The following is a 25,471-nucleotide window of genomic DNA, read 5'->3' on the forward strand; positions in this document are numbered from 1 at the left end:
CAGTATTTATAAGTTGTTTGTTTTGGGCGTTCCCACGCAATTATTGAGACAAGCTCAATAATTGCGTGGTCAGGCTTTCCACTATATCTCCCAATTAAATTGGGAGGATGCCGTTACAATCCTTAACGCATACATACTTTATTTAAAATTTGTCACTCAGAGTTGTCATTCTAAACTTGTTTCAGAATCTCACAAACCGTACCTTTAAACCTATGCTTGCACTCGTAGATTGTAATAACTTTTATGCCTCTTGCGAACGAGTATTTAACCCGAATTTGCAAGACAAACCAGTTGCTATTTTAAGCAATAACGATGGCTGTATCATCTCGCGTAGCGACGAAGCTAAAGCCATAGGTTTACCAATGGGTGCGCCCATTTTTAAATGGGAAGGTTTTTGCAAATTGCACAACATTAAAGTACTATCTTCCAATTACCCACTGTATGGCGATTTAAGCAGTAGGGTGATGTCTATTTTAGAACAATTTACACCCAATGTTGAGGTGTATAGTATTGACGAAGCCTTTATAGAATTCAATAATTTAGAAGAGGACACAGATTTTGGTTTACAAATACGTCAACGTATTTTACAGTGGGTTGGTATTCCAACCTCTGTAGGCATTGCACCTACCAAAGCGTTGAGTAAAGTAGCTAATAAAATTGCACGCAAATTCCCTAAAGAAACCAAAGGTGTTTATGTCATTGACTCTGAAGAAAAGCGTATTAAAGCTCTGAAGTGGACAAAGTTAAAAGACGTCTGGGGTATTGGTCATGCCTTGCAAAAACGACTTAAAGCTAAAGGTTGTAAAACTGCTTACGATTTTGTACAACTACCAGAGGAATGGGTGCGTAGCACGTTTTCTATAGTAGAATGGCGCCTTAAAAAAGAATTAGAAGGCATTTCAAAACTATCCTTAGATAATTTTGAAACCAAACGTGCTATTGCCACTACACGAAGTTTTGAATACACCTATTCGGATATTGAAAATATAAAAGAGCGTATTTCTACCTTTGCCAGTAGTTGTGCCGAAAAACTAAGAGCACAAGGCTCAAGTTGCTATGCAATTTATGTAATGTTACGCAGTGATCGCCATAAAAAAAATGTAGAACAACATCGTGTAAGTGCGGTTGTACAATTACCATACCCTACAAATTCATCGCTTATTATTAGTGGCGAAGCTGTAAAAGCAGTTAAATCTATATTCAAAGCAGGAATTAAATATAAACGTGCTGGCGTAATTGTTACCGGATTGGTGCCTACAGATAATTTCCAGATGGATTTGTTTGAAGCCGAAAACCCAAAGCATCAACCTTTAATGAATACTGTTGATATACTGAATGCCAAGTATGGCGATTACAAAATAAAACTAGGGAACCAAGATTTAGAACGCACTTGGAAAATGCGTCAAGAACGTTTGTCACCAAAATACACTACAGATATTAATGATATTATTGTTGTGAAATAAAGTTTCAAAAAATCCGTAACTTTATAAAATCATTAATAATCCACGCCTTATGTTGTTACATCGTTCCGAATCACTTACCTTCTTTACGCCAGACCATTTTAGTAACATCGACATTCCTTTTTTTGATACGGGAATTTCAGCAGGGTTTCCTTCACCAGCCGAAGATTTCAAACAACAACGTCTGTCTTTAGATAGAGAATTAATTAAAAATAAAGAAGCCACATTTTTTGCACGGGTAAGTGGACAATCGATGATTGGTGCTGGATTAGATGATAATGACTTGTTGGTGATTGATCGTAGTATAAACCCAACTCATAATAAGATAGCGGTTTGTTTTTTAGATGGCGAATTCACTGTAAAACGTTTAAAGATGAGTGATGGCGAATTGTGGTTACAACCCGAAAACCCAAGCTATCAACCTATTAAAATCACTAAAGAAAATAATTTTGTGATATGGGGTATTGTTACTAATGTTATAAAAAGAGTATAATAATCGTGGTAGAAGTTATCTATAAACGTGCAGAAACTTCTGAAGAATTACAACAAATTTTAGAATTACAGCAACGTAATATAAAAGCAGTTTTAAAGGATAGCACAATTAAAACTGAAGGTTATGTTACAGTAGAACATACATTTGATGTTTTAAAACGTATGAATGATGCTTGCCCACATATTATAGCAAAAGCAAATGGCGTTGTTGTGGGTTATGCGCTTTGTATGTTAGAAACATTTAGAGATGATGTACTTATATTAAAACCTATGTTTGAGTATATGGATACAATTATAGAATCTAAAAACCTATTGCGCTTAAAGTATTTAATCATGGGGCAAATATGTATAGACAAAACATTTCGTAAACAAGGTTTGTTTAAAAAGCTATACACTCATTTTAAAATAGAATTAGAATCGGATTTTGATGCTGTAATTACCGAAGTTAATACTAAAAACACACGTTCTTCTAAAGCTCATAAATCTGTAGGATTTGAAGTTTTAGATGAGCATACCGAAAATGGCGAAGATTGGGAACTTATCATTTGGAAATGGCACTGATTAAAATCAATATAAAAATGCTAGCATAAATCTTAATATTTTGTTAAAAATTTAGTATATTTGGTTAACTACTAACTAACCATACCATCATTATGAATACTTCTGAAGAGAATTTAAGAGTTGAAATGATAAGAAATGCTGCATTATTTTTGATTATGATATTATGTGTGTATTTCTTTATAGATAGTATTAAGCTAATTCTAGTTGCATTTCAAGATCGTATTTATGAAGGTATAGCTTCTAATTTATAGAGGCAATAACAATGTGATATAATAGAAAAAGCTTCAAGAATTTCTTGAAGCTTTTTTGTTTTTTATAAAGTGAAAGTATTAATCAGCTAAAACAATCACTTTATTATCTTTCATTTCAATTGTTCCAGAATTGATCTCTAAAAATGTACCATTAGCATCTTTAGTAAATTTAGTTTCAACATCTTCTTCTAGAGTAATGTCTCCATAAATTTTTACTTGACCAGCTTTTAATAACGATACAATAGGAGCGTGATTATTAAGCATTTCAAACTCTCCATGAACTCCAGGAACAGCAATGCTAGTTACTTCTCCGCTAAATAAGGTAGCTTCTGGTGATACAATTTCTAAATACATCTTTTAAATTTTATTTAAAAGCTTCCGAGAAATCGGAAGTCTTAATTTAAGCCTCTGCTAACATTTTTTCTCCAGCTTCAATAGCTTCTTGAATAGATCCTTTAAGGTTAAATGCCGCTTCTGGTAAGTGATCTAATTCACCATCCATAATCATATTAAACCCTTTAATAGTTTCTTTAATATCTACTAATACACCTGGGATTCCTGTAAACTGTTCAGCTACGTGGAAAGGTTGAGATAAGAAACGTTGTACACGACGTGCACGACCTACAGCCATTTTATCTTCTTCAGATAATTCTTCCATACCTAAGATGGCAATAATATCTTGTAATTCTTTATAACGTTGTAATAACTCCTTTACACGTTGTGCACAGTTATAGTGTTCATCACCTAAAATGTCAGCCGTTAAAATACGAGATGTAGAATCTAACGGATCTACCGCAGGATAAATACCAAGCTCAGCAATTTTACGAGATAATACTGTTGTTGCATCTAAGTGGGCAAACGTTGTTGCCGGTGCAGGATCTGTTAAATCATCCGCAGGTACATAAACTGCTTGTACAGATGTAATAGACCCTTTTTTAGTAGATGTAATACGTTCTTGCATCGCTCCCATCTCTGTTGCTAGTGTAGGTTGGTAACCTACCGCAGATGGCATACGACCTAATAATGCAGATACTTCAGAACCAGCTTGTGTAAAACGGAAGATATTATCCACGAAGAATAATACATCTTTACCTTGTCCATCTCCAGCTCCATCACGGAAATATTCTGCTATAGTTAATCCTGAAAGTGCCACACGAGCACGAGCTCCAGGAGGTTCATTCATTTGTCCAAAAACGAAAGTTGCTTTAGAATCTTTCATAGCAGATTTGTCAACCTTAGTTAAATCCCATCCACCATCTTCCATAGAATGCATAAAATCATCACCGTATTTAATAATACCAGATTCTAACATTTCACGAAGTAAATCGTTTCCTTCACGAGTACGTTCACCAACACCTGCAAATACAGAAAGACCACCGTGACCTTTAGCAATATTATTAATCAACTCTTGGATTAATACTGTTTTACCAACACCTGCACCACCAAATAAACCAATTTTACCACCTTTTGCATAAGGCTCAATTAAATCGATAACTTTAATACCAGTAAATAAAACTTCAGTAGATGTTGATAAATCTTCAAACTTAGGTGCTTGTCTGTGAATTGGTAAACCGGCATCACCAGCTTTAGGTAAATCACCTAATCCATCAATAGCATCACCAATTACATTAAATAAACGACCATAAACATCACCACCAATAGGCATTTGTATAGGAGCACCAGTTGCGTGAACTTCTGTTCCTCTACTTAATCCATCTGAAGAATCCATAGCAATAGTACGTACGGTATCTTCACCAATGTGAGATTGTACCTCTAATACTAATTTAGAACCATCTTGGTTATTAATTTCTAATGAATCGTAAATCTTTGGAAGCTCTGAGCCAGCAGCGAATTCAACATCGATAACTGGACCTACAATTTGTGCAACTTTACCTGTAACTTTTGACATTACTTATATGTTTTTGTTTTGCAATAATTTAATTAAGAAAAACACGCGGTTTTTCGCGCTGCAAAGATATAGTTTTATTTAAATATAAAAGTGTTTTTGCAAAGCTTTTTTAAGCAAAAAAAATGCACTCAATTTGAGTGCATTTTTCTTATGTTTTTAGACTTGTATTATTGTAACGCTGGTGAATAATTAGTTGGGAAATCTCCTATATCATAGAAGTTTTCGGAAGCTTCAAAATTAGAACCATAAGTAGCGTCAATAGACCTCATAAACTCATTAGCAATCAATGCATAACCTCTAGCCGTAGGATGAACACCATCTAAAGAGAATGCGCCACCAGTAACGAGTTCTGTTGATAGAGTAAAATTGCCAGATGTTAAGTCTCCGCTAAGAATACTATTAGCGTCTACAAAAGCAAAGCCAGCAGCAGTAGCAGCAGACTCAATCATTGAATTGAAAGTTGTCGTAGCATCAGAAATAGCTTGTTGCTCACTTGGCAATAATACAAAGCGATCTGCTAGAGGTGAGGTTATGCCTTCTACAGCGAACTGACCAGCTAATTCAGGTGGTAATCCTTGTTGAACTAAACTACCTGCTACAGTTTGGTTTACAGTACCAATTATAGAGGCACTCGTTAGAGTTAATAGATCATCAGCATTGGCTTGACGTGTTTGACCAAAAGTAGATCCAAATAGATTAGCAACAATTGGCGCTGCTTGAGCTGGTAACCCAAATTGTGCTAAGAAATCTGGGAATGTAGGGTTCTGTAATAAAACTCCAGTGATTTGAGCAGATAAATCTACCAATGTTTCATCTACAATAACTACAGGGCTAGCGGCATCGGTAACAAATACAACTTCACGTCCGGCAGCAGCAGTAAGGCCTTGTGATTGTAAGAATGCAAAAACACCATTTAAGGCTCCATATATTGTGTTTAGTGTTGGGATTTGAGATCCAAAACTTGGGTCAGCTGGGCTTAAAGGCGCAAAAGGTACCGTAGTAAAAAACGGTATTGTAGTCACATCAGGAATGTTAGCCATAACTCCTTGCCTACCTGACATAGTAGACATAATAGCATCTAGAGAAGCACTAAATAAAGGAACAGGTGTAATATTACTAATGTTTTCATCACCTCCACTAGTTGCAAATCCTAGTACATCATTATTTCCAATCCATAATGATACAAAAGAAGGATTTTGTGCTATAGCATCTTCTAGCATAGATGAATTAGGAGAAGTTGCCATTCTTATAAAATAAGGATTAGCCGTAGGAGGATTTGTTTGGAGACCTGCAGGATTACCAAGACCATTAAATACAACTTGAAAACTTGTAGCACCAGGAACACCCATATTATTAAAAGGACCTGTAGGGTTATTTGAAAATATGTCAGTTGTAGGTGTTGCAGGAAGCGTTGTTGGTCCTGAACCATCAAAAAATAATCTAGGATTAAATCCAGGAAGTTGATTGCCTCCAGCTAATAATCCTCCAATATTATCATTAGTAAGCGGTTGGTTAAAGTTACCTCCGCCAACTAAAGCAAAGCGTTGAGATAATAAATTAGGAAACGAATTATTTTGACCTGCTTGAAACAAGGCGTTATCTGTAAATCCTGCGGTTAATGAATTACCTATAGATACAAAACTTGAAAAATCGGCATTACCAGCGGTTAATTCTGGAATAGGATCAACCTGAATGTTATCGTCATCATCACTACACGCTGTAAAAGCGGCAAAGAGAAGACATAACCATATATATTTTGTTTTCATAATATTATTCTTTTTCATTTTTATAAATTATTAATTGTCCATGAGAATAAAAATATTGAGCCAACAGGTCCAGGACCAATAGCAGTAATAAATTCATTACCAGTAAGATTTGAAGCACTTAATCTAAAGTTTGATTTTATACTAGGAATACTATAATTGATTTGTAGATCTACAGTATTGAAGGCAGGCACATTACCATCTGCAAATGGGGCTTGCCAGAAATAAGAATCACTCCAACGCCATGCTATGTTAAAACCAAAGTTTTTAAATAATTCGCTGTTACCAAATGAAGCCTTTACTTTATGTTTAGGGGTATTAAATCCTGGTCTGAAATCAGGATCAGAATCTTGATCAAATTCAAAATCTGAAAATGTATAATTGACACCAATATTAAAATCACCAAAAACTTTAGTAGTTATACTGGTAGTTGCACCAAAAGATTCTATATCTGCATCAGAATTTGTGGTGACTTGAAATGCTTGAGAATTACCAGCAGCTAAGGCTTGCACACCTGAAGCATCAAGAACAGACCCTACTAACGGAGAAACTACAACTTCTGATGCGAGGAAATTCCTAAATGTATTATAGTAGCCATTTACATCTATAGTTACTTTTTTATCAAACAATTGACTTCTATAGCCTACTTCAAAGGAAGTTACTTGCTCAGGCATCACTGGATTAAGATTCCCTACTTCTAAAACAGATGGATCACCAGTAGCTGCAAAAATAGCGGCAGATGTAGCTGTATACGCATTATTAAATGCTAAACTTCCATTAAGTGTCGTTAGAGTACCGTCGCTTAAAAAAACATTTCTTTCAAAACGTTCAGGATTTCCTGGTGCAGACCCCAGCAATATAGCAGAACCAACATCTAATCCTAAAAATAGGTTTTGACTTGTTGGATTTCTAAACCCTGTTTGAACAGAAGTTCTAATATTATGATTTCGTTCTTCTCCTAAAGTATAACCAACAGAGAATCTTGGAGTAAAAAAGCCATCGAAAAGTTCATTTTTATCAAAACGTCCAGAACCAGTTAACTTTAATCGTTCATCTACTAATTCTTTTTGAATTTGAACATAAGCTCCTACTTCATTGTAAGTAATACCACTATTATTATCGGTGAAGATGGTTCCATTAGAATTTAAACTATTTTCTCTAAAAGATCCACCTGCTTGTAAATCAAAAATATCTTCGATTAAGTGACTAAAATTGTAATTTGCATCAACATGGTAAAATTTAGATTCGTCTTGAAAACTTGACCCAGAAGAAAAATCAGGATTTTGTGTAACTCGATCAAAAGTTTGTTGAAATTCAGGTGTTCCTGGAATTAAACGTCGAACCCCATCGACTTCTCCAGTGAGTATATTTCCTGAAGCATCAATATCAAAATCCTCATCTGCTACACCACGAGCAAAAGCGTGAGCAGCACCTTCATTTTGTCCACCAAAAGTGGCTAGAGCAAAAGCGCCAATATAATCGCCAAACCATTGTTGATCTGATTTCCAAGCTCTATTGATATTAATTCCCGTGAATACTAAGTCATATGAATTACCAGCATCATCATCATTTACATAACCACGTACAAAGAAATTGTCATTCTTTATTTCAACTTTATGTTGTTGAAAGAAAAAATCGTCTAAGTAATTTCTGTTTGTAGCTTGAAATACCGTTGAACCTACTCCAACACGACCATTGTATGAAATCTCAAAATCATCTCCCCAAGGTCTATAAGCTAGAGTCCAATCTGCTTTTACACTTTCTGCATCAAAATCTGTTAAGTCCTGTTCGTTATATCCTGTTCTACTTACATTTACATCAGGAATAATTCCTAAACCTCCAGAAGCAGCTCTGATATTTGTAGAGACTTCGTCTCCAAAAACATTTAAACCATTAAAATTAACATTAGATTGTCTTGTGCCTCCAGGTGTATCTATATCTTGTTCACTATTAGCAAACCAATCTGTACCTTTCAAGTAAGAAAAATTAATTTCGGCAGCAAATTTATCACTAAATTTGTGTGCGCCTCTAAAACCAACATCATAATATTCGTTTTCACCTGCGGCATCTTGAGAAGTAAATCCTGTTTTCACATAAGCTTTAACACCTTGGTCATCAAAAGGGTTTTTAGTTTGTATAAATAATATACCATTAAAAGCATTAGCTCCATATAGAGCAGAAGATGCACCAGGAAGAATCTCAACACTTTTTACGTCTAACTCAGAAGCTCCTACCAAATTACCAATTACTATATTTAGAGCAGGAATAGAATTATCAGCCCCATCAATTAATTGTACAAACCTACCATTATTAAAATCAGCGAAACCTCTGGTGTTAACTTGTTTAAAAGTTAAACTACCAGTGTTTATATCAACTCCTTTAAGGTTTTCTAACCCGTTGTAGAAACTAGAAGATGCTGTATTTTTAATTTCTCTAGCTCCAAAACGTTCAACAGTTACAGGAGATTCAAAAATACGTTCAGGTGTTCTAGAAGCAGAAATAACAACTTCATCTAATTCATTACCTTCTATAAGAGTGACGTTAATTGTTTGATTATTAGAAGTGACTTGCTCAGTTTTAGTTTCAAACCCAGTATAAGAGATTTTAATTGTAAATGGAGGGTTTAAATCTGTTGTTAACGTGTAATTACCTTCAAAATCAGAAGTAGTACCTGTAGCTGAACCAGCTATTATAATATTTGCACTAGGTAAAGGTAAGCCTTTGTCATCTATGACTTTCCCTTTTACTGTGGTTTGAGCAAAAGATAAGACACAAAAAAGCATTATAAAAAGCTTTAAAAATGTTTTCATGTTAAGTTTTTATTAATTTGTTAGGATAGCAATTTAAATAAATATATGAAAAGTAGGCAATGATTTTTCATAAAATTATGCATGCATAATATTTTTTTGTAAAAATGGAAGGTGTAAAATTGAAAAACCCATTAAATGAGTTTGCTGATTTAATGAGTTTTTCAATAGGAATAAAAACAATTTTATTCTACAGTAACAGATTTCGCCAAATTTCTTGGTTGATCTACATTTTTATTAAGCATCACAGCAATATGATAGGATAATAGTTGAAGAGGAATTGTAGTTAGAAGCGGAGTTAATGATTCTATAGTGTCTGGAACTTCTATAACATGATCTGCTAAGTTTCTAACATCAATATCTCCTTCTGTAACTATGGCAATAATTTTACCTTTTCTAGATTTTATCTCTTGGATATTACTTACTACCTTTTCATAATGTCCTTTTTTAGTAGCAATCACAAAAACAGGCATTTGTTCGTCAATAAGAGCAATGGGACCGTGTTTCATTTCAGCAGCTGGGTAGCCTTCAGCGTGGATATAAGAAATCTCTTTTAATTTTAAAGCGCCTTCTAAAGCTACAGGAAAATTATATCCTCTTCCTAAATACAAACAATTTGTAGCATCTTTATAGATGTCAGCTACTATTTTTATGTGAGCATCTGATTGTAAAGCTTTTTTTACTTTTTCAGGAATTAACTCTAATTCTTGCAGATGGTAATGAAAGATAGAATTAGAAATTGCTCCTTTCTGCTTTGCTAACTTTAATGCCATTAACGATAAAACAGTAATCTGGGTTGTAAATGCTTTTGTTGATGCTACTCCAATTTCAGGACCCGCATGTGTATATGCGCCAGCATCAGTTTCTCTAGCTATAGTTGATCCAACAACATTACATACACCAAAAACAAACGCACCATTAGCTTTTGCGAGTTTAATAGCAGCTAAAGTATCCGCCGTTTCTCCAGATTGCGATATAGCAATCACAACATCGTTATCTGTTATTATAGGATTTCTATATCTAAATTCAGAGGCATATTCAACTTCAACAGGTATTCTTGCAATATCTTCAAAGATATATTCTGCAACTAGACCAGCATGCCATGAAGTACCACATGCAACGATAATAATACGATTAGCATTTAGAAACTTTTCAATATTATCATCAATTCCTGCCATTCTAATAATCCCTTCGTTTGCTAACAAACGTCCTCGATAAGTATCTTTTATAGCATTTGGTTGTTCATGAATTTCTTTAAGCATAAAATGATCATAACCGCCTTTTTCAATCTGCTCTAGGTTGAATTTTAACTCTTGCATTAAAGGGTCAACTAAAGAATCATCTTTTATTTTTCTAATTTTTATTTGTTTGTTTAAACGAATAACTGCCATTTCTTCATCTTCAAGGTAAATAGCATTTTTAGTATATTCAATAAAAGGGGAAGCATCGCTAGCAATAAAAAACTCATCTTCGCCAATCCCAATAGCTAATGGGCTTCCTAATTTAGCCACGACAATTTCATTAGGTTTATTTTTGTCAAAAACAACAATGGCATATGCTCCTATAACTTCATTTAATGCAATTTGAACAGCTTTACCTAATTTTACATTACGTTGTTTTTTTACTTCTTCAATAAGGTTGATTAAAACCTCAGTATCAGTATCTGAAGTAAAGGTATAACCACGTTTAACAAGTTCAGTTTTAATAGCTTCATAATTTTCTATAATTCCATTATGAATAATCACTAAATCACCCGAATTTGAATAATGAGGATGTGAATTAATGTCATTTGGAACTCCGTGAGTAGCCCATCTAGTATGTCCGATTCCAAGTGTTCCCTTAGTGGAAGTTTCATTTTCTAATTGAGATTGTAAATCTGAAACCTTACCTTTTGTTTTAGAAAGCTTGATGTCATTACCATCATAGATTGCTATGCCAGCACTATCATAACCTCTATATTCTAATCTTTGCAAGCCTTTTATAATAATTGGATAAGCCTCTCTTTTACCAATATATCCTACAATTCCACACATAGTTTGTTGGTTTTTTAGTTGATTCGTTTAATGATGCTAATTATTTTCTTCGCAATCATCATCGGTATTTAAGCAAGTGTAAAAGATTTCTAGGAAAACACGTCTGCTTGGATCCTCACTATTACTTCCATGTAATATAGTACCTCTGGGAGAAATAATAGAGCTTACAGGGATATTGTTTATTATCGAATTATTTATTTGTTGTGATCTTTGCGGGACAGTTCCTTCAAGGTTAACATCGGAAGAAAGAGATAAACCTAATTCTACATTTGTTGAATCTTGAATTAGTAAGTTATTTATATGTGATGTAATTATCATTTTATATCGAATACCTTGTGCGTTGGGCTCTTCGTTTTCACGCTCTAAAACACCTAAATGATTTACTATAGATGAATTCGGGTCAGTACTGATAGCTAGATCTGTAAAATAGTCGGCAAGAGGGACATTATTACCTCTGTCATATAAATATAAACGTTCGGGTTCTTCTCCATTAACTAATATGGGATCTACAAAGAATACCAAATTAGCTTCGTTTACCAAGCGTCTTGAAGATTGAAATGTACCATCTTCATTAAGGTTTACAAATTGTTTACGCCAAGCTTCAAAGACATTATCAGTACTATTGTCAGAATCCATGTTTTCTCCATTAAAAAGGCGAATTGCGGCAATTGATCCTTCACCACCTTTTAAGAATAAACGACTATCTCCATTAACTTCATCTCCATCGTTAAGAGGAACATTAAAATCGTTTTTAAAAAAATTAGCGCGATTAGGGCCAAAAGTAAGTGTAAATGTCTGTTGTACACGTTCACCTAAAATATCTGAATCTTCCGTATAAAATAATGTAATATCAGCATTGTTAGTGCCTTGCTCTGCAAAGCTTAAAACCATCATAGTCCCATCATTATTTATAGGTTCTACTTTAAAATAAATACCTCTAAAAAAGTTATTAAAATTATTTACGTTACTAAGCTCTGGTGTGCCCCCACGTTCTAATATTTTATTTCTCCAATATGATAAATTATCTAGTTTTATTCTGATTGATGGCGGACCTGATTCAGTAACCATGGGTTCTTCTATAGCACCATCTGTTAAAATAATCCCTTCACTAGATATAAGAAGAGTGTCTTCTACGTGAATTAAAGTGCCTTCTAATTCAGAGTCGGGAATTAATTCTATTGGCGAGGCAGACTGATTAGAATAGTAACTTTGAGGGGTGTTGAATACAGCAGTTGGATCGAAGTCTCTTAAAAAATAATTATTTTCATACAAAGTTAACTTAATTGGGCTAAATTCAGTTCCATTGCCTCTTGGAAAAACTGAATCTAATTCAAAATCTAGAATATTATCATCACCAGCACCAATATTAGTGCTAAAGTAACTAATTGCTAAGACTACAGAGTCTAATACTATATTCTCACCGAAAGTAGGATTTATTACATTTGAAGCTACTTGAGTAACTACATTAGCAGTAGTTCTGCCATAATTAGGGTCGTCATATATACCTAATAGATTTACCCCAATATTATTTGTTTGTATGGGGCCAAGTGCATCACTATAAGTAATTACTTCAAAAGATTCAGAAGTAGTATTAAAATTAGTTGCAGTACCTTCATTAATAACATCCGAATCAATACTAGAAAAATCTTGTTCACATGCAATAAATATAGAAAATAATACAACTATTAAAATACTGTTTTTTAGGGCAAATTTAAATTTTTTCATATTATCATTTTAGTCTATTGCAGGACACTATTTTGATAAAATTCAGTATAAGGTTCTGCAAATTCTTCAATAGAGAAATAGTCTAATTTAGGTTTGTCTGTAGCATTAATATATTCATCTAATTCATTAGATAAATCTTCAGATCCTTTAATAATAGCATCAGAGTTGTCAATAGCAATCTTCATTAAATTATTATAAGTAGGTTCTTCAAGGGGTTTTAATACTTCAGCATCTAAACCGTCAAATTTTACTTTTTCAATCATTTTTTTATTTAACGTACTATCAAAGCTTTGATTGTATACAGATGTAACAATTTTGCTTTCAGTAAACAAAGGTTCTGTCTTGTAGAATTCTTTTAAATACAATGGCAATAATGATGCCAACCAACCATTAACATGAATAATATCTGGCGCCCAATTCAATTTTTTAACAGTTTCTATAACACCTTTAGCAAAAAATATGGCACGTTCATCATTATCTTCAAAAAGTTTACCGTCTTCATCCGTTAGTGTTGCCTTTCTTTTAAAGTACTCTTCATTATCTATAAAATAAACCTGTATACGTTCTTTAGGGATAGAGGCGACCTTAATTATAAGTGGCATATCTAGGTCATTAATAACTAAGTTTATACCAGATAATCTTATGACCTCATGTAACTGATGCCTACGCTCATTAATATTACCAAAACGAGGCATGAATATTCGTATTTGTCCTCCTTGTTTATTTACCATTCTTGGAGCTTCAAATGACATTGAAGAAATCTCTGTTTCTGGTAAGTATGGAACTACTTCCGATGACACATACAATATTCGCTTATCTTTCATATACCTATGGGTTTTAAAATTAAAGGTAAAAAACATGCAAAATTACAAAAATTTATGCAGATTGCTAGTAAAATATTAAGTTTGCATGCGTTAAACTTATGTTACAGCATTGAAAACTTTCCTTAACAAAATAGAGTTAATAGATTATCTAAACCATATAAAGGCTATGGATAAATCTATTGGTTTTGTGCCAACAATGGGAGCACTACATAAAGGGCATTTATCTTTAGTAGATTTTGGTTTTGAAAAAGATAATGTTATAGTAGTAAGTATTTTTGTAAACCCAACGCAATTCAATAAAGAAGAAGATTTAGTAAAGTACCCAAGAACTTTAGATAGAGATATAGCACTTTTAAAAACAATATCTAAAGGAGAGGTCATTATATATTCACCTAGTGTAGAAGATATTTATAGTAATAATGTTAATGCAGATCATTTTAAATTTGATGGTTTAGAACATGAAATGGAAGGCGCTTTTAGGCCTGGACATTTTGACGGGGTTGGAACTATAATAAAGCGTTTTCTAGAAATTATAAAACCTGATCACGCTTATTTTGGGGAGAAAGATTTTCAGCAATTAATGATTGTTAAAAAATTAGTAGAACTTTATAATTTACCTACAAAAATAGTTGGATGCCCAATATATAGGGCGGAGGATGGCTTAGCGATGAGTTCTCGTAATGAACGATTAACATCAGAGCATAGATCTGCGGCACCATTCATCTATAAAACGCTAAAAACAGCCAAAAAAAAGTTTGGCACAAAAAGTGCTAAACAAGTAACGGAATGGGTAACTAAAGAATTTAAAAATAGTCAACTATTAGAGTTAGAATATTTTTTAATTGCTGATGTAAATACCTTAAAACCATTACAAAGAAAATCAAAACAAAAAACGTATAGAGCCTTTATAGCTGTGTACGCTGGCGGTATAAGACTTATAGACAATATCGCTTTAAATTAATTACCTTTGCCTCATGCAAATTCAAGTTGTCAAATCTAAAATTCATAGAGTAAAAGTTACAGGTGCAGATCTTAATTATATAGGAAGTATTACTATAGATGAAGATCTTATGGACGCTGCAAATATTATACAAGGGGAGAAAGTTCAGATTGTAAATAATAACAATGGAGAGCGCCTTGAAACCTATTGTATTCCTGGACCCCGTAATAGCGGAGAAATAACCCTTAATGGTGCTGCTGCACGTAAAGTAGCTGTTGGTGATATTTTAATTTTAATTACTTATGCTTTTATGGATATAGAAGTAGCTAAAGTATTTAAACCTTCATTAGTTTTTCCTAATGAGACTAACAATCTCTTAAAATAGTCTTTTGAAAAAACTAGGATCAATTATTAAAATTGGACTCCCACTTTTATTAGGCGTCATTCTAGTTTGGTATTCCCTTTCAAAAATTTCAATTCCTGAACTTTTAAAATATTTTAAAAAAGCAGATTATGCTTGGATAGTTCTCGGAGTAAGTTTTGGAGTTTTAAGTCATATTTCTAGAGCATACAGATGGCTATTTATGGCAGAACCTTTGGGGTATAAGCCTAAATTAGCAAATAGTTTTATGGCTGTATATTCTGCATATTTAATCAATTTTACTATTCCTAGAGCAGGTGAAATTGCTAGAGCATCAATTTTAACAAATTACGAAGGAGTGCCTTTTGATAAAGGATTTGGAACAATTGTAGCAGAACGCGTTGCAGATACCATTATTCTTTTATTAATTATTTTATTTGCTCTGTTTTTAGAGTATGATTTTATATATCAATTTTTTGCAGACCGTTTTAACCTAACTACAATTGTAATTGGAGGATTCGGGTTGTTGTTTTTAATAATCTTAGGGTTTCTATTTATTAGAAAAAGCCAAACCCAATTAGCAAAAAAAATAAGAACTTTTGTTTCAGGATTAATAGAAGGAGCACTTAGTATTTTTAAGATGAAAAAGAAATGGGCATTCATCTTTCATACTATTTTTATATGGTCTATGTATGTACTTATGTTCTATGTTACGTCTTTTGCATTGGAAGAGTTAGAAGGAATATCTTTTGCAGCAATTTTAATAGGGTTTATATTAGCAAGTTTTAGTATTGCAGCTACAAATGGAGGTATTGGTTCCTTTCCCGAAGCTATAGTTATTGCTTTCCTATTATTTAGTCTGCCAGAAGATCCAAGTCGAGCTTTTGGTTGGATTATGTGGTCATCACAAACCATTATGATTATTATTTTAGGAGGGATTTCGTTATTATACCTTCCAATCTATAACAGAAAAAAAGCTTAAGTATAGAAATATTTTTTACCTTGCTTGTGTTAACCAAAATCAACCTACTATGCACAGAGTAAACATACTATTCGTACTGTTTTTTGTAACATTCCCTCTTTTTTCACAAGCAAAATACGAAACCATTTCGTCTCAAATTTTAGGACAAGATAGAGAACTCAAAATTTTATTGCCCAGAGGTTATTCAAACGATGATGAAAAAGCATACCCTGTGGTTTATGTTTTTGATGGAGATTATTTGTTTGAAGCTGTAGCTGGTAATGTAGATTATTATGCTTATTGGGAAGATATTCCTGAAACGATAGTGGTCGGAATTAATCAAGTAGAAAATAGAAAAGACGATTTATTTTACTCAGAACAGAATTCATTACCTATAGAAAGCGGCGCTAATTTTTTTGAATTTGTAGGGAAAGAGCTTATTCCATACATAGAAGAAAAGTATAAAACGGAAAGATTTAGAGTTGCTGTTGGTCATGGAGAAACTGCAAATTTCATTAACTATTATTTGATACGTCAAAACTCCATTTTTAATGCTTATGTGTCAATAAGTCCAGATTTAGCAACAGATATGTCGCAATACTTATTAGAAAAAATAACGACTCTAGAAAAGAAAGTGTTTTATTACATGGCAACATCAACAGCAGATGTGCCTCATATTATGGAAAGTGTTAAAGCGCTAGATAGTAGTATAAAGGCTAAAGAAAACACTAATTTATTATATACTTTTAATGAGTTTGAAGAATCAACACATTACGCAATGCCAGCACATGCTTTGCCAAAAGCATTAGAAAGTATCTTTTTTGTATTTCAACCCATTAGCAAAAAAGAATACAAAGAATCGGTATTAAAATTAGAAACATCGCCGATTGAATATCTAACTCAAAAGTATCAAGAAATTAAAGATTTATTCGGAATAGAAAAGCAAATATTAATCAATGACTTTAAGGCTATTGAAGCAGCAATAAAGAAAAAAGAGCAATGGAATTATCTAGAGAATTTATCTAAAGTTGCACGTAAACAATATCCTGAAACGCTACTAAGTAGTTATTATATGGGTATGTATTACGAAAAAATAGGAGAACCTAAAAAAGCAATTAAAACTTACCGATCATCTTATGGACTAAACGAAATTGCAGGGATAACACAAGATTATATGATAGATAAAGCTGATGAAATTAAAGCAGATTTTGATAACTAACCCGTAAGGCTTCAAAACCTTGTAGGTCTTTAAAAACAACAAAAAAATTCCTCCCGATGACTATCAAGGTTAACGGAAAGTAAATATGGCAAAAGTAAAGACGACGTTTTTCTGTCAGAGTTGTGGCAGTCAGTATGCAAAATGGCAAGGGCAATGTAATGCATGTAAACAATGGAATACTATTGTTGAAGAGTTAATACATAAACCAGAAAAAAGCGATTGGAAATCACCAACATCTACTTCTAAAAAGCATGCTTCAAAGCCTTTAAAAATTAATGAGATTGATAGCTCTCAAGAAGCACGCCTTAATATGCAAGATGCAGAATTTAATCGTGTGCTTGGAGGCGGAATGGTGCCTGGGTCATTAACACTTTTAGGAGGAGAACCTGGTATAGGTAAAAGTACATTATTACTTCAAATTGCCTTAAAATTAAACTATAAAACACTATACGTTTCTGGAGAAGAAAGCCAGAAACAAATTAAAATGCGAGCTGAGCGCATTCTACCTAATAGTGATAATTGCTATATTCTTACAGAGACAAAAACGCAACATATCTTTAAGCAGATAGAAAGTTTAGAGCCAGATATTGTTATAGTTGATTCTATTCAAACACTGCATAGTGATTATATAGAATCGTCTCCAGGGAGTATTTCGCAAATTAAAGAATGTACTACCGAGCTTATAAAATTTGCTAAAGAAACCGCAACTCCAGTTTTATTAATAGGACACATTACTAAAGATGGACATATTGCAGGTCCGAAAATTTTGGAGCATATGGTCGATACGGTGTTACAATTTGAAGGCGATCGTAATCATGTGTTTAGAATACTAAGAGCAAATAAAAACCGATTTGGTTCTACAAACGAACTCGGTATTTATGAGATGCAAGGTTCAGGATTAAGAGAGGTTAGCAATCCGTCTGAGCTATTAATCTCTGAAAAAGACGGAGAATTATCAGGTAACGCTGTAGCCGCAACTTTAGAAGGTATGCGTCCTTTGATGATAGAAGTTCAGGCGCTTGTGAGTACAGCGGTTTATGGCACGCCTCAGCGCTCCGCAACAGGTTTTAATGCAAAACGTTTAAATATGCTTTTAGCCGTTTTAGAAAAACGAGCAGGTTTTAGACTCGGTGCAAAAGATGTGTTTTTAAACATTACTGGAGGCATAACTGTCGACGATCCAGCTATAGACTTGGCAGTAGTCGCATCAATATTGTCTTCTAATGAAGATGAGGCTTTACCTAGTGATTATTGCTTTGCTGCTGAGGTTGGGTTGTCAGGAGAGATTAGACCTGTACAACGTGTAGAGCAACGCATTTTAGAAGCAGAAAAGTTAGGATTTTCAACCATTTTTGTATCTAAATACAATAAAATAGCCTTGAAAAATCCTGCGATTAAAGTTCAATTGATCTCTAAGGTTGAAGACTTAGTAGGGTTTTTGATATAATTCCGTTATAATTTCACTCAATTTTCTTTACTTTTGCGCTCTTATAATACTAGAGTACAATGAGCCAAAAGTTCCCTGAATACAAAGGACTTAACTTGTCAAAAGTTGCAGAAGAGATTAACAACTATTGGCAAGATCAAGATATTTTTAATAAAAGTGTTACCACTAGAGAAGGCAAACCGCCTTATGTGTTTTTTGAAGGACCGCCTTCGGCAAACGGATTACCTGGAGTACACCATGTTTTAGCACGTGCTATAAAAGACATTTTTCCACGTTATAAAACAATGAAAGGCTTTCAGGTAAAACGTAAAGCGGGTTGGGATACTCATGGTTTGCCTATTGAGCTTGGAGTTGAAAAAGAACTTGGTATTACTAAAGAAGATATTGGTACAAAGATTACTGTAGAAGAGTATAATGCGGCTTGTAAAAAAGCGGTAATGCGTTATACAGATATCTGGAATGACCTTACGCAGAAAATGGGATATTGGGTAAATATGGATGATCCATATATCACTTATAAATCCAAATACATGGAATCTGTTTGGTGGTTACTCAAACAGATTTACGATAAAAATTTATTATATAAAGGCTATACTATTCAGCCGTATTCTCCAAAAGCAGGTACTGGTTTAAGTTCTCACGAGTTAAATCAACCAGGGACTTACCAAGATGTTACAGATACTACAATAGTGGCTCAATTTAAAGCTAATGAAGATTCATTGCCAGAATTTCTAAAAAAATATGATCATTTACATTTTTTAGCATGGACGACTACACCATGGACATTGCCTAGTAATACGGCATTAACAGTTGGCCCAAAGATTGATTACGTTGTTGTAGCAACTTATAATCAATATACTTTTGAGCCTGTGCATGTTATTTTGGCGAAGAGCCTTGTAGGAAAACAGTTTGTTGGAAAATACGAGCAAACAGAAGACGTTTCAGTATTGTCTAATTTTTCAAAAGAAGACAAGAAAATTCCATTTTTAATCTGCACAGAATGTAAAGGAACGGATTTAGTCGATATCACATACGAGCAATTATTAGATTATGCGCTACCTAACGATAATCCGGAGAATGCTTTTAGAGTGATATCTGGTGATTTTGTAACGACAGAAGATGGAACGGGTATTGTACATACATCACCAACTTTTGGTGCTGATGATGCTTTAGTAGCAAAACAAGCTGTGCCAGAAGTACCGCCATTATTAGTTAAAGACGATAATGATAATTTAGTGCCACTTGTAGATTTACAAGGAAAGTTTAGACCAGAAATGGGAGAGTTTGCAGGTAAATATGTTAAGAATGAATATTATACAGATGGTGAAGCTCCTGAAAAATCTGTAGATGTTGAACTCGCTATTAAACTAAAAACAGAAAACAAAGCCTTTAAGGTAGAAAAATATAAGCATAGCTATCCAAACTGTTGGCGTACAGATAAACCTATATTATATTATCCTTTAGATTCTTGGTTTATTAAAGTTACAGACATTAAGGGTAGAATGCATGAGTTAAATACCACCATAAACTGGAAACCTAAATCTACAGGTGAAGGTCGTTTTGGAAACTGGTTAGCAAATGCAAACGACTGGAATTTATCGCGCTCACGTTTTTGGGGAATTCCATTGCCAATTTGGAGAACAGAAGATGGTAAAGAACAATTATGTATTGGCTCTGTTGAAGAACTGAAAAACGAAATGCAAAAGGCAGTGGCGGCTGAGGTTCTCGAAGCCGATATTTTTGCTGATTTTAAAGTTGGAGATATGTCTGAAGCTAATTATGATACGATTGACCTTCATAAAAACATTGTAGACAAAATTGTGTTAGTTTCAGAATCTGGTCAACCGATGAAACGAGAAAGTGATTTAATTGATGTTTGGTTCGATTCAGGATCTATGCCTTATGCACAATGGCATTATCCGTTTGAAAACAAAGAGCTGATTGATGAAAACAAATCGTTTCCTGCAGACTTTATTGCTGAAGGTGTTGACCAAACACGTGGATGGTTTTACACATTACATGCTATTGGTACTATGGTTTTCGATTCTGTAGCTTATAAAAATGTAGTCTCAAACGGACTTGTTTTAGACAAGAACGGACAGAAGATGTCTAAGCGTTTAGGCAATGCTACAGATCCTTTTGAAACCTTATCAAAATATGGAGCAGATGCCACACGCTGGTATATGATTAGTAATGCCAACCCATGGGATAATTTAAAATTTGATAGTGATGGTATTGCAGAGGTAAGCCGAAAGTTTTTTGGGACCTTATATAACACCTATTCATTCTTTACATTATATACTAATATTGACGGATTTAAATATTCAGAAGCTGATATTTCATTAAACGAACGTCCAGAAATAGACCGTTGGATCCTTTCAGAATTAAATACATTAATACAAAAGGTTGATGAATTTTATGCTGAGTACGAACCTACAAAAGCCGCGAGAGCTATTTCAAACTTTACGCAAGAATATTTGAGTAATTGGTATGTACGTTTAAGTAGAAGGCGTTTTTGGAAAGGGGATTATCAAGCGGATAAAATTTCGGCATATCAAACTTTATATACATGCATGGTAACTCTAGCAAAACTTGGTGCGCCTATTGCTCCGTTCTTTATGGATCGACTGTACTTAGATTTAAATGCTGTGACTCAAAAGGAAAATTTTGAAAGTGTGCATCTAGCAGAATTCCCAATTGCAGATATAAATGTTATTGATAAGTCGTTAGAACGGAAAATGGAAAATGCGCAAACCATATCTTCACTTGTATTGTCATTGAGAGCTAAAGAAAAAATTAAAGTGCGTCAGCCACTTCAAAAAATAATGATTCCGGTAACAAGCAAAGAACAAAAAGAAGAGATTAGTGCGGTTTCAGATTTAATAAAACACGAAGTTAACATAAAAGAAATTGAACTTTTAGAAGATGCTTCAGACATATTAGTAAAACAAATTAAACCAAATTTTAAAGCACTAGGCCCTAAGTATGGTAAAGATATGAAGCTGATTTCTAGCGCTATAAGTAGTTTTGTTTCAGAAGATATCAACAAAATTGAACAAAATGGAAGTTTTGAGCTTGAAATTAATGGAAAAAATATTACTTTAGGACTTGATGATGTAGAGATTACATCTCAAGATATTGAAGGGTGGCTTGTAGCTAATGAAGGCGTATTAACAGTAGCTTTAGATGTTACTATAAATGAGGATTTACGAAAAGAAGGGATTGCACGTGAGCTTGTAAATCGTATTCAGAATCTTCGTAAGGATTCAGGTTTTGAAGTGACAGATAGAATTAACGTACAATTACTTAGAGATGATAACGTTATAGCAGCTGTAGAAAGTAATGAAGCATATATTAAGTCAGAAACCTTAACAGAAGAATTAGAGATTATTGATAACTTAAACAATGGTATAGAAATAGTATTTGATGATGTAAAGACCAAATTGTTTATTCAAAAAAATTAAAACCAATTATGGCACCAGAATTAAAAAACAGATATTCGGATAAAGATTTAGAAGAATTTAGAGTATTAATCCAAGACAAAATTGATAAAGCCGAGCACGATTTAGAATTGATAAAAAGTGCGTATATGAACGATCATAATAATGGTACGGATGATACGTCACCAACATTTAAAGCTTTTGAAGAAGGCAGTGCAACAATGAGCAAAGAAGCAAATTCTGCATTAGCAATTCGTCAAGAAAAATTTATTCGTGATTTAAAAAATGCACTCATTCGTATTGAAAACAAAACTTATGGTGTTTGTCGTGTTACACAGAAACTGATAAATAAAGAACGTTTAAAATTAGTGCCACATGCAACACTTAGTATTGAAGCTAAGAATATGCAGAAATAATTAATTCCTGCGAAAGCAGGAATCTCAAATTTTGAAAACCAAAAAACACATACAACCTCGTGGAATTTTTCGCGGGGCTTTTTTATGTTTTTATTTCTTAGGAGGAATGTTTTATCGTTTCTCACAAAATAAGGGAGAAACAGTATTCTCTGCTATAGGTATTTCTAAAGTTGTTGTAAATGGAAATCAAATTTTTAATATAGATATAGAGACAGGTGAGGCAGAAGACATTAAAGTGTTTTCATTAACCGATGGAGAATATCAAGATGACTTTAAGGTGTTTTCAGAATTAAAAGATGGATTACTAAACGTAGGTTTAATACGTTCACCGTTTTATAATAAACCAGATGATAAGCGTAATGCTCATAAAGTTATTGCAGCAACCTTGAAGATTATATTGCCAAAGAATCATGACCTTTCCGTTACTAGTGATGTTGGTTCGGTAGATATAAAAGGGGATTTTAATACACTATTTATTCAATTGGCTGAAGGCTATTTTAAGTTTGAAGGCATTGCAAGATCTGCTGTAGTAAATACAATAGAAGGAGCTATATCTATTGCAACACAAAATGCAGATGTAGAGGCAACTTCTAGCTATGGTAAAATAGATATTGAAAAAATGATTGTTAGAGACAATCGATGGCAATTACAATCCATACATGGTAATATTAATGTTGTAAAAAAAGAATAATGTCTTTAAAGAAAGCAATCTTTATTATAATTTGTGTTTTACTCATTGACCAAATAAGTAAAATCTATATAAAAACCCACTTTGAATTAGATGAAACAGTGCCTGTGTTTTCTTGGTTTAAAATTGTTTTTGTTGAGAATGAAGGTATGGCTTGGGGCACAAAATTGAGTGATGTGTTTTCTTTTATTTCAGATAAAAGCGCCAAGCTTATTTTAACCTTATTTAGAATAGTTGCAGTTACTGCTATAGGTTTTTGGTTGGTAGATGTTATTAAAAAAGAAAAAACAAAATTGTTGATTTTTGCAATAGCATTAATTTTTTCAGGAGCTTTAGGTAATATTATAGATTCTGTATTCTATGGTGTTTTATTTAATGATAGTGTTATGGAAGTGGCGACGTTTTTACCAGAAGATGGAGGTTACGCAAATGTATTTCATGGTAATGTTGTAGATATGTTACACTTTCCTTTATGGTCTGGAGTTCTCCCAGAATGGATACCATTTCTAGGTGGAAAATACATTTCGTTTTTTGACCCTGTTTTTAATGTTGCCGACATGGCTATTAGTACTGGGATTGGTATTTTAATTGTGTTTAATAAAAGAGCGTTTAAGGATACAATTAAAACCGATACAATTTTTCAGGAGTCACACAATAATCCAGTTTAACATCATCTTCTAAAGTTTCAATGATCTCATTTTCAGCTTCAAAAAAAGACAAACCAATTTTAATGGTTTCGGGTTTGCAATCGGCTAAAAATCGATCATAGAATCCTTTACCATAGCCAACACGATTGCCTTTATTGTCGAAAGCTAAAAGCGGAATAAAAACAACATCTAATTGTGAAGATTGAATCTCTATACCATCAATAGGTTCAGGAATATTATAAGTGTTTTTTTGCAACCTAGTATTGTCTGTTAATAGATAATGCGTCATGCTAAAATCCGTAAAATTGCTTTTAGAGATTACAATATTCTTATCTTTTCCTGATAGTATGTTTAAAATGTAATCGGTATTAACTTCGTGCTGTGTTTCAATAGTTAAAAACACATGATAGAATAAAGCATTCCAAATATCTAATTGCAACAATTGATTAGCAATAGCTAAACTTTTATCTTCAATATCGGTTGAAGATAATTGCTGTCGTAATGCTTTATATTTTTTTCGTAATTCAGACTTAGTCATTAATTTTGAAGCTTCGTAGAGATATGAAAAATGGCATCTCCTTGGTAGATGATAGGAGACTCATTCACATTAAAAATATAGCCGTCATTTGGCGCTTTCACAAAATGGTTAAAGCTACCATAAGGATCTGTAATGTGTCCTAATACATCTCCTTTTTCTACTCTAGAATTTATAGCAACCGAAGCTTTAAACATTCCAGAATATTTTGCACGTAACCATTTGCTTTCTTCAATTTTTATGCAGCTTTTTTTAGGTTTAGACACTTTAAATTTAGAGTTTAACATTTCCAAATGATGCAAAACCCGTTTAGTGCCATTAACACCCGTATTGGTTATGGTATTATCTATATTAAAAGATTTACCGCCTTCAAAAAGCAATATCGGAATTCCGAGTTTATAACACGAGCTTCGGAATGAATTATTTAAATTTTTGGTGTAAAGTGTAAATGGTGCTCTAAAAACCTGTGCAAGTTCATCAAGTACAATTTCGTTTTTCACAACACGAATTTGAGCTGCATTAAAACGATCAGCACCACCAGTATGAAAATCTAAAATTAAATCGGCATGTGGTACAATTTCGTTCATTAATTTATGAGCTACTCTACTGGCTAAAGAGCCTTTTTTTCCGCCAGGAAAAACACGATTTAAATCACGTCCGTCAGGAAACAAACGATCCATATTAATAAAACCAAATACATTAATAACAGGGATACATATAATTGTACCTCGTTTAGGTTTATTAATACCTTTGGCAATAATTTGACGTACAATTTCTACTCCATTTATTTCATCTCCATGGATGCCTGCAGTAATTAAAACGGTTGGGCCAGGTTTTTTGGAGCGTTCAATAATTACAGGAACATCTATGGTGTTTTGTGTGTGTAGTTTAGCAACATTAAAACTTACTTTGGCACTTTCGCCAAGCGCTACTTTCTCACCTAAAATATCTAAGACTTCTTTTTCGCTCATATTTATTTCTTGCCAACTCAA

22 protein-coding genes are annotated in these 25,471 nt (G+C 33.4%); 13 read left to right on the top strand and 9 right to left on the bottom strand.

Annotated elements, in window-relative coordinates:
- Positions 1-212: 212 nt before the first annotated feature.
- The 4 genes from K8Z87_RS11845 to K8Z87_RS11860 all read left to right on the top strand — a co-directional run bounded on the left by K8Z87_RS11845 (position 213) and on the right by K8Z87_RS11860 (position 2,764).
- On the top strand, positions 213-1,463 hold the full coding sequence (locus tag K8Z87_RS11845; protein WP_227477781.1) for a Y-family DNA polymerase: 1,251 nt from the start codon (positions 213-215) through the stop codon (positions 1,461-1,463).
- Positions 1,464-1,512: 49 nt separating this feature from the next.
- A complete protein-coding gene (locus tag K8Z87_RS11850) occupies positions 1,513-1,953 on the top strand; it encodes a LexA family protein (RefSeq protein WP_227477782.1) in 441 nt (146 codons plus the stop codon).
- 5 nt (positions 1,954-1,958) lie between these two features.
- Positions 1,959-2,513 carry a GNAT family N-acetyltransferase gene (locus K8Z87_RS11855; protein ID WP_227477783.1) on the top strand — a complete coding sequence of 185 codons (555 nt, stop codon included), beginning with the start codon at positions 1,959-1,961 and terminating at the stop codon, positions 2,511-2,513.
- A 92-nt stretch (positions 2,514-2,605) separates the two neighbouring features.
- Positions 2,606-2,764 (top strand): hypothetical protein, encoded by a 159-nt coding sequence (locus tag K8Z87_RS11860; RefSeq protein ID WP_227477784.1) that lies wholly within the window; start codon positions 2,606-2,608, stop codon positions 2,762-2,764.
- Positions 2,765-2,842: 78 nt separating this feature from the next.
- On the opposite strand, the gene K8Z87_RS11865 is transcribed toward K8Z87_RS11860, so the two are convergent.
- The 7 genes from K8Z87_RS11865 to K8Z87_RS11895 all read right to left on the bottom strand — a co-directional run bounded on the left by K8Z87_RS11865 (position 2,843) and on the right by K8Z87_RS11895 (position 13,825).
- Complete coding sequence (locus K8Z87_RS11865; protein ID WP_227477785.1) at positions 2,843-3,118, bottom strand: F0F1 ATP synthase subunit epsilon; 276 nt, start codon at positions 3,116-3,118, stop codon at positions 2,843-2,845.
- Positions 3,119-3,164: 46 nt separating this feature from the next.
- Positions 3,165-4,673, bottom strand: a complete 1,509-nt coding sequence (gene atpD, locus K8Z87_RS11870) for a F0F1 ATP synthase subunit beta (RefSeq protein WP_227477786.1) — start codon at positions 4,671-4,673, stop codon at positions 3,165-3,167.
- A gap of 167 nt (positions 4,674-4,840) precedes the next feature.
- Positions 4,841-6,439: an SGNH/GDSL hydrolase family protein gene (locus K8Z87_RS11875; RefSeq protein ID WP_227477787.1), complete on the bottom strand. Its 1,599-nt coding sequence runs from the start codon at positions 6,437-6,439 to the stop codon at positions 4,841-4,843.
- A 20-nt stretch (positions 6,440-6,459) separates the two neighbouring features.
- The gene (locus tag K8Z87_RS11880) at positions 6,460-9,246 is read right to left on the bottom strand and encodes a TonB-dependent receptor (RefSeq protein ID WP_227477788.1); all 2,787 of its coding nucleotides are present in this window, start codon (positions 9,244-9,246) and stop codon (positions 6,460-6,462) included.
- A 182-nt stretch (positions 9,247-9,428) separates the two neighbouring features.
- A complete protein-coding gene (gene glmS / locus K8Z87_RS11885) occupies positions 9,429-11,276 on the bottom strand; it encodes a glutamine--fructose-6-phosphate transaminase (isomerizing) (RefSeq protein ID WP_227477789.1) in 1,848 nt (615 codons plus the stop codon).
- 36 nt (positions 11,277-11,312) lie between these two features.
- Positions 11,313-13,001, bottom strand: a complete 1,689-nt coding sequence (locus K8Z87_RS11890) for a DUF4270 domain-containing protein (RefSeq protein WP_227477790.1) — start codon at positions 12,999-13,001, stop codon at positions 11,313-11,315.
- A gap of 14 nt (positions 13,002-13,015) precedes the next feature.
- Positions 13,016-13,825, bottom strand: coding sequence for a glycogen/starch synthase (locus K8Z87_RS11895; protein ID WP_227477791.1), 810 nt, complete (start codon positions 13,823-13,825; stop codon positions 13,016-13,018).
- A 109-nt stretch (positions 13,826-13,934) separates the two neighbouring features.
- Here K8Z87_RS11895 and panC point away from each other — a divergent pair, with 109 nt between their 5' ends.
- The 9 genes from panC (at position 13,935) to K8Z87_RS11940 (ending at position 23,965) form a co-directional block, all read left to right on the top strand.
- A complete protein-coding gene (gene panC, locus K8Z87_RS11900) occupies positions 13,935-14,786 on the top strand; it encodes a pantoate--beta-alanine ligase (RefSeq protein ID WP_227477792.1) in 852 nt (283 codons plus the stop codon).
- A gap of 13 nt (positions 14,787-14,799) precedes the next feature.
- Entirely contained in the window at positions 14,800-15,150 is a 351-nt protein-coding gene (gene panD / locus K8Z87_RS11905; RefSeq protein ID WP_227477793.1) for an aspartate 1-decarboxylase, read from the top strand.
- 4 nt (positions 15,151-15,154) lie between these two features.
- Positions 15,155-16,108: a lysylphosphatidylglycerol synthase transmembrane domain-containing protein gene (locus tag K8Z87_RS11910; RefSeq protein WP_227477794.1), complete on the top strand. Its 954-nt coding sequence runs from the start codon at positions 15,155-15,157 to the stop codon at positions 16,106-16,108.
- Positions 16,109-16,157: 49 nt separating this feature from the next.
- Complete coding sequence (locus tag K8Z87_RS11915) at positions 16,158-17,306, top strand: alpha/beta hydrolase (protein WP_227477795.1); 1,149 nt, start codon at positions 16,158-16,160, stop codon at positions 17,304-17,306.
- Positions 17,307-17,391: 85 nt separating this feature from the next.
- A complete protein-coding gene (gene radA, locus K8Z87_RS11920) occupies positions 17,392-18,753 on the top strand; it encodes a DNA repair protein RadA (protein ID WP_227477796.1) in 1,362 nt (453 codons plus the stop codon).
- Positions 18,754-18,812: 59 nt separating this feature from the next.
- Positions 18,813-22,217, top strand: a complete 3,405-nt coding sequence (gene ileS, locus K8Z87_RS11925) for an isoleucine--tRNA ligase (protein WP_227477797.1) — start codon at positions 18,813-18,815, stop codon at positions 22,215-22,217.
- Between the two features lie 8 nt (positions 22,218-22,225).
- Complete coding sequence (locus tag K8Z87_RS11930; protein WP_227477798.1) at positions 22,226-22,609, top strand: TraR/DksA family transcriptional regulator; 384 nt, start codon at positions 22,226-22,228, stop codon at positions 22,607-22,609.
- 31 nt (positions 22,610-22,640) lie between these two features.
- Positions 22,641-23,300 carry a DUF4097 family beta strand repeat-containing protein gene (locus K8Z87_RS11935; protein WP_227477799.1) on the top strand — a complete coding sequence of 220 codons (660 nt, stop codon included), beginning with the start codon at positions 22,641-22,643 and terminating at the stop codon, positions 23,298-23,300.
- On the top strand, positions 23,300-23,965 hold the full coding sequence (locus tag K8Z87_RS11940) for a lipoprotein signal peptidase (RefSeq protein ID WP_227477800.1): 666 nt from the start codon (positions 23,300-23,302) through the stop codon (positions 23,963-23,965). Before K8Z87_RS11935 ends, K8Z87_RS11940 begins: the two co-directional genes overlap by 1 nt.
- Here K8Z87_RS11940 and K8Z87_RS11945 read toward each other — a convergent pair.
- Both K8Z87_RS11945 and K8Z87_RS11950 read right to left on the bottom strand, forming a co-directional pair.
- A complete protein-coding gene (locus tag K8Z87_RS11945; protein WP_227477801.1) occupies positions 23,919-24,482 on the bottom strand; it encodes a 5-formyltetrahydrofolate cyclo-ligase in 564 nt (187 codons plus the stop codon). The genes K8Z87_RS11940 and K8Z87_RS11945 overlap by 47 nt on opposite strands.
- Positions 24,482-25,450: a succinylglutamate desuccinylase/aspartoacylase family protein gene (locus tag K8Z87_RS11950; protein ID WP_227477802.1), complete on the bottom strand. Its 969-nt coding sequence runs from the start codon at positions 25,448-25,450 to the stop codon at positions 24,482-24,484. The genes K8Z87_RS11945 and K8Z87_RS11950 overlap by 1 nt, the downstream gene beginning before the upstream one ends.
- Between the last annotated feature and the right edge of the window lie 21 nt (positions 25,451-25,471).

The organism is Winogradskyella immobilis (assembly GCF_021887715.1).
GTDB lineage: Bacteria > Bacteroidota > Bacteroidia > Flavobacteriales > Flavobacteriaceae > Winogradskyella > Winogradskyella immobilis.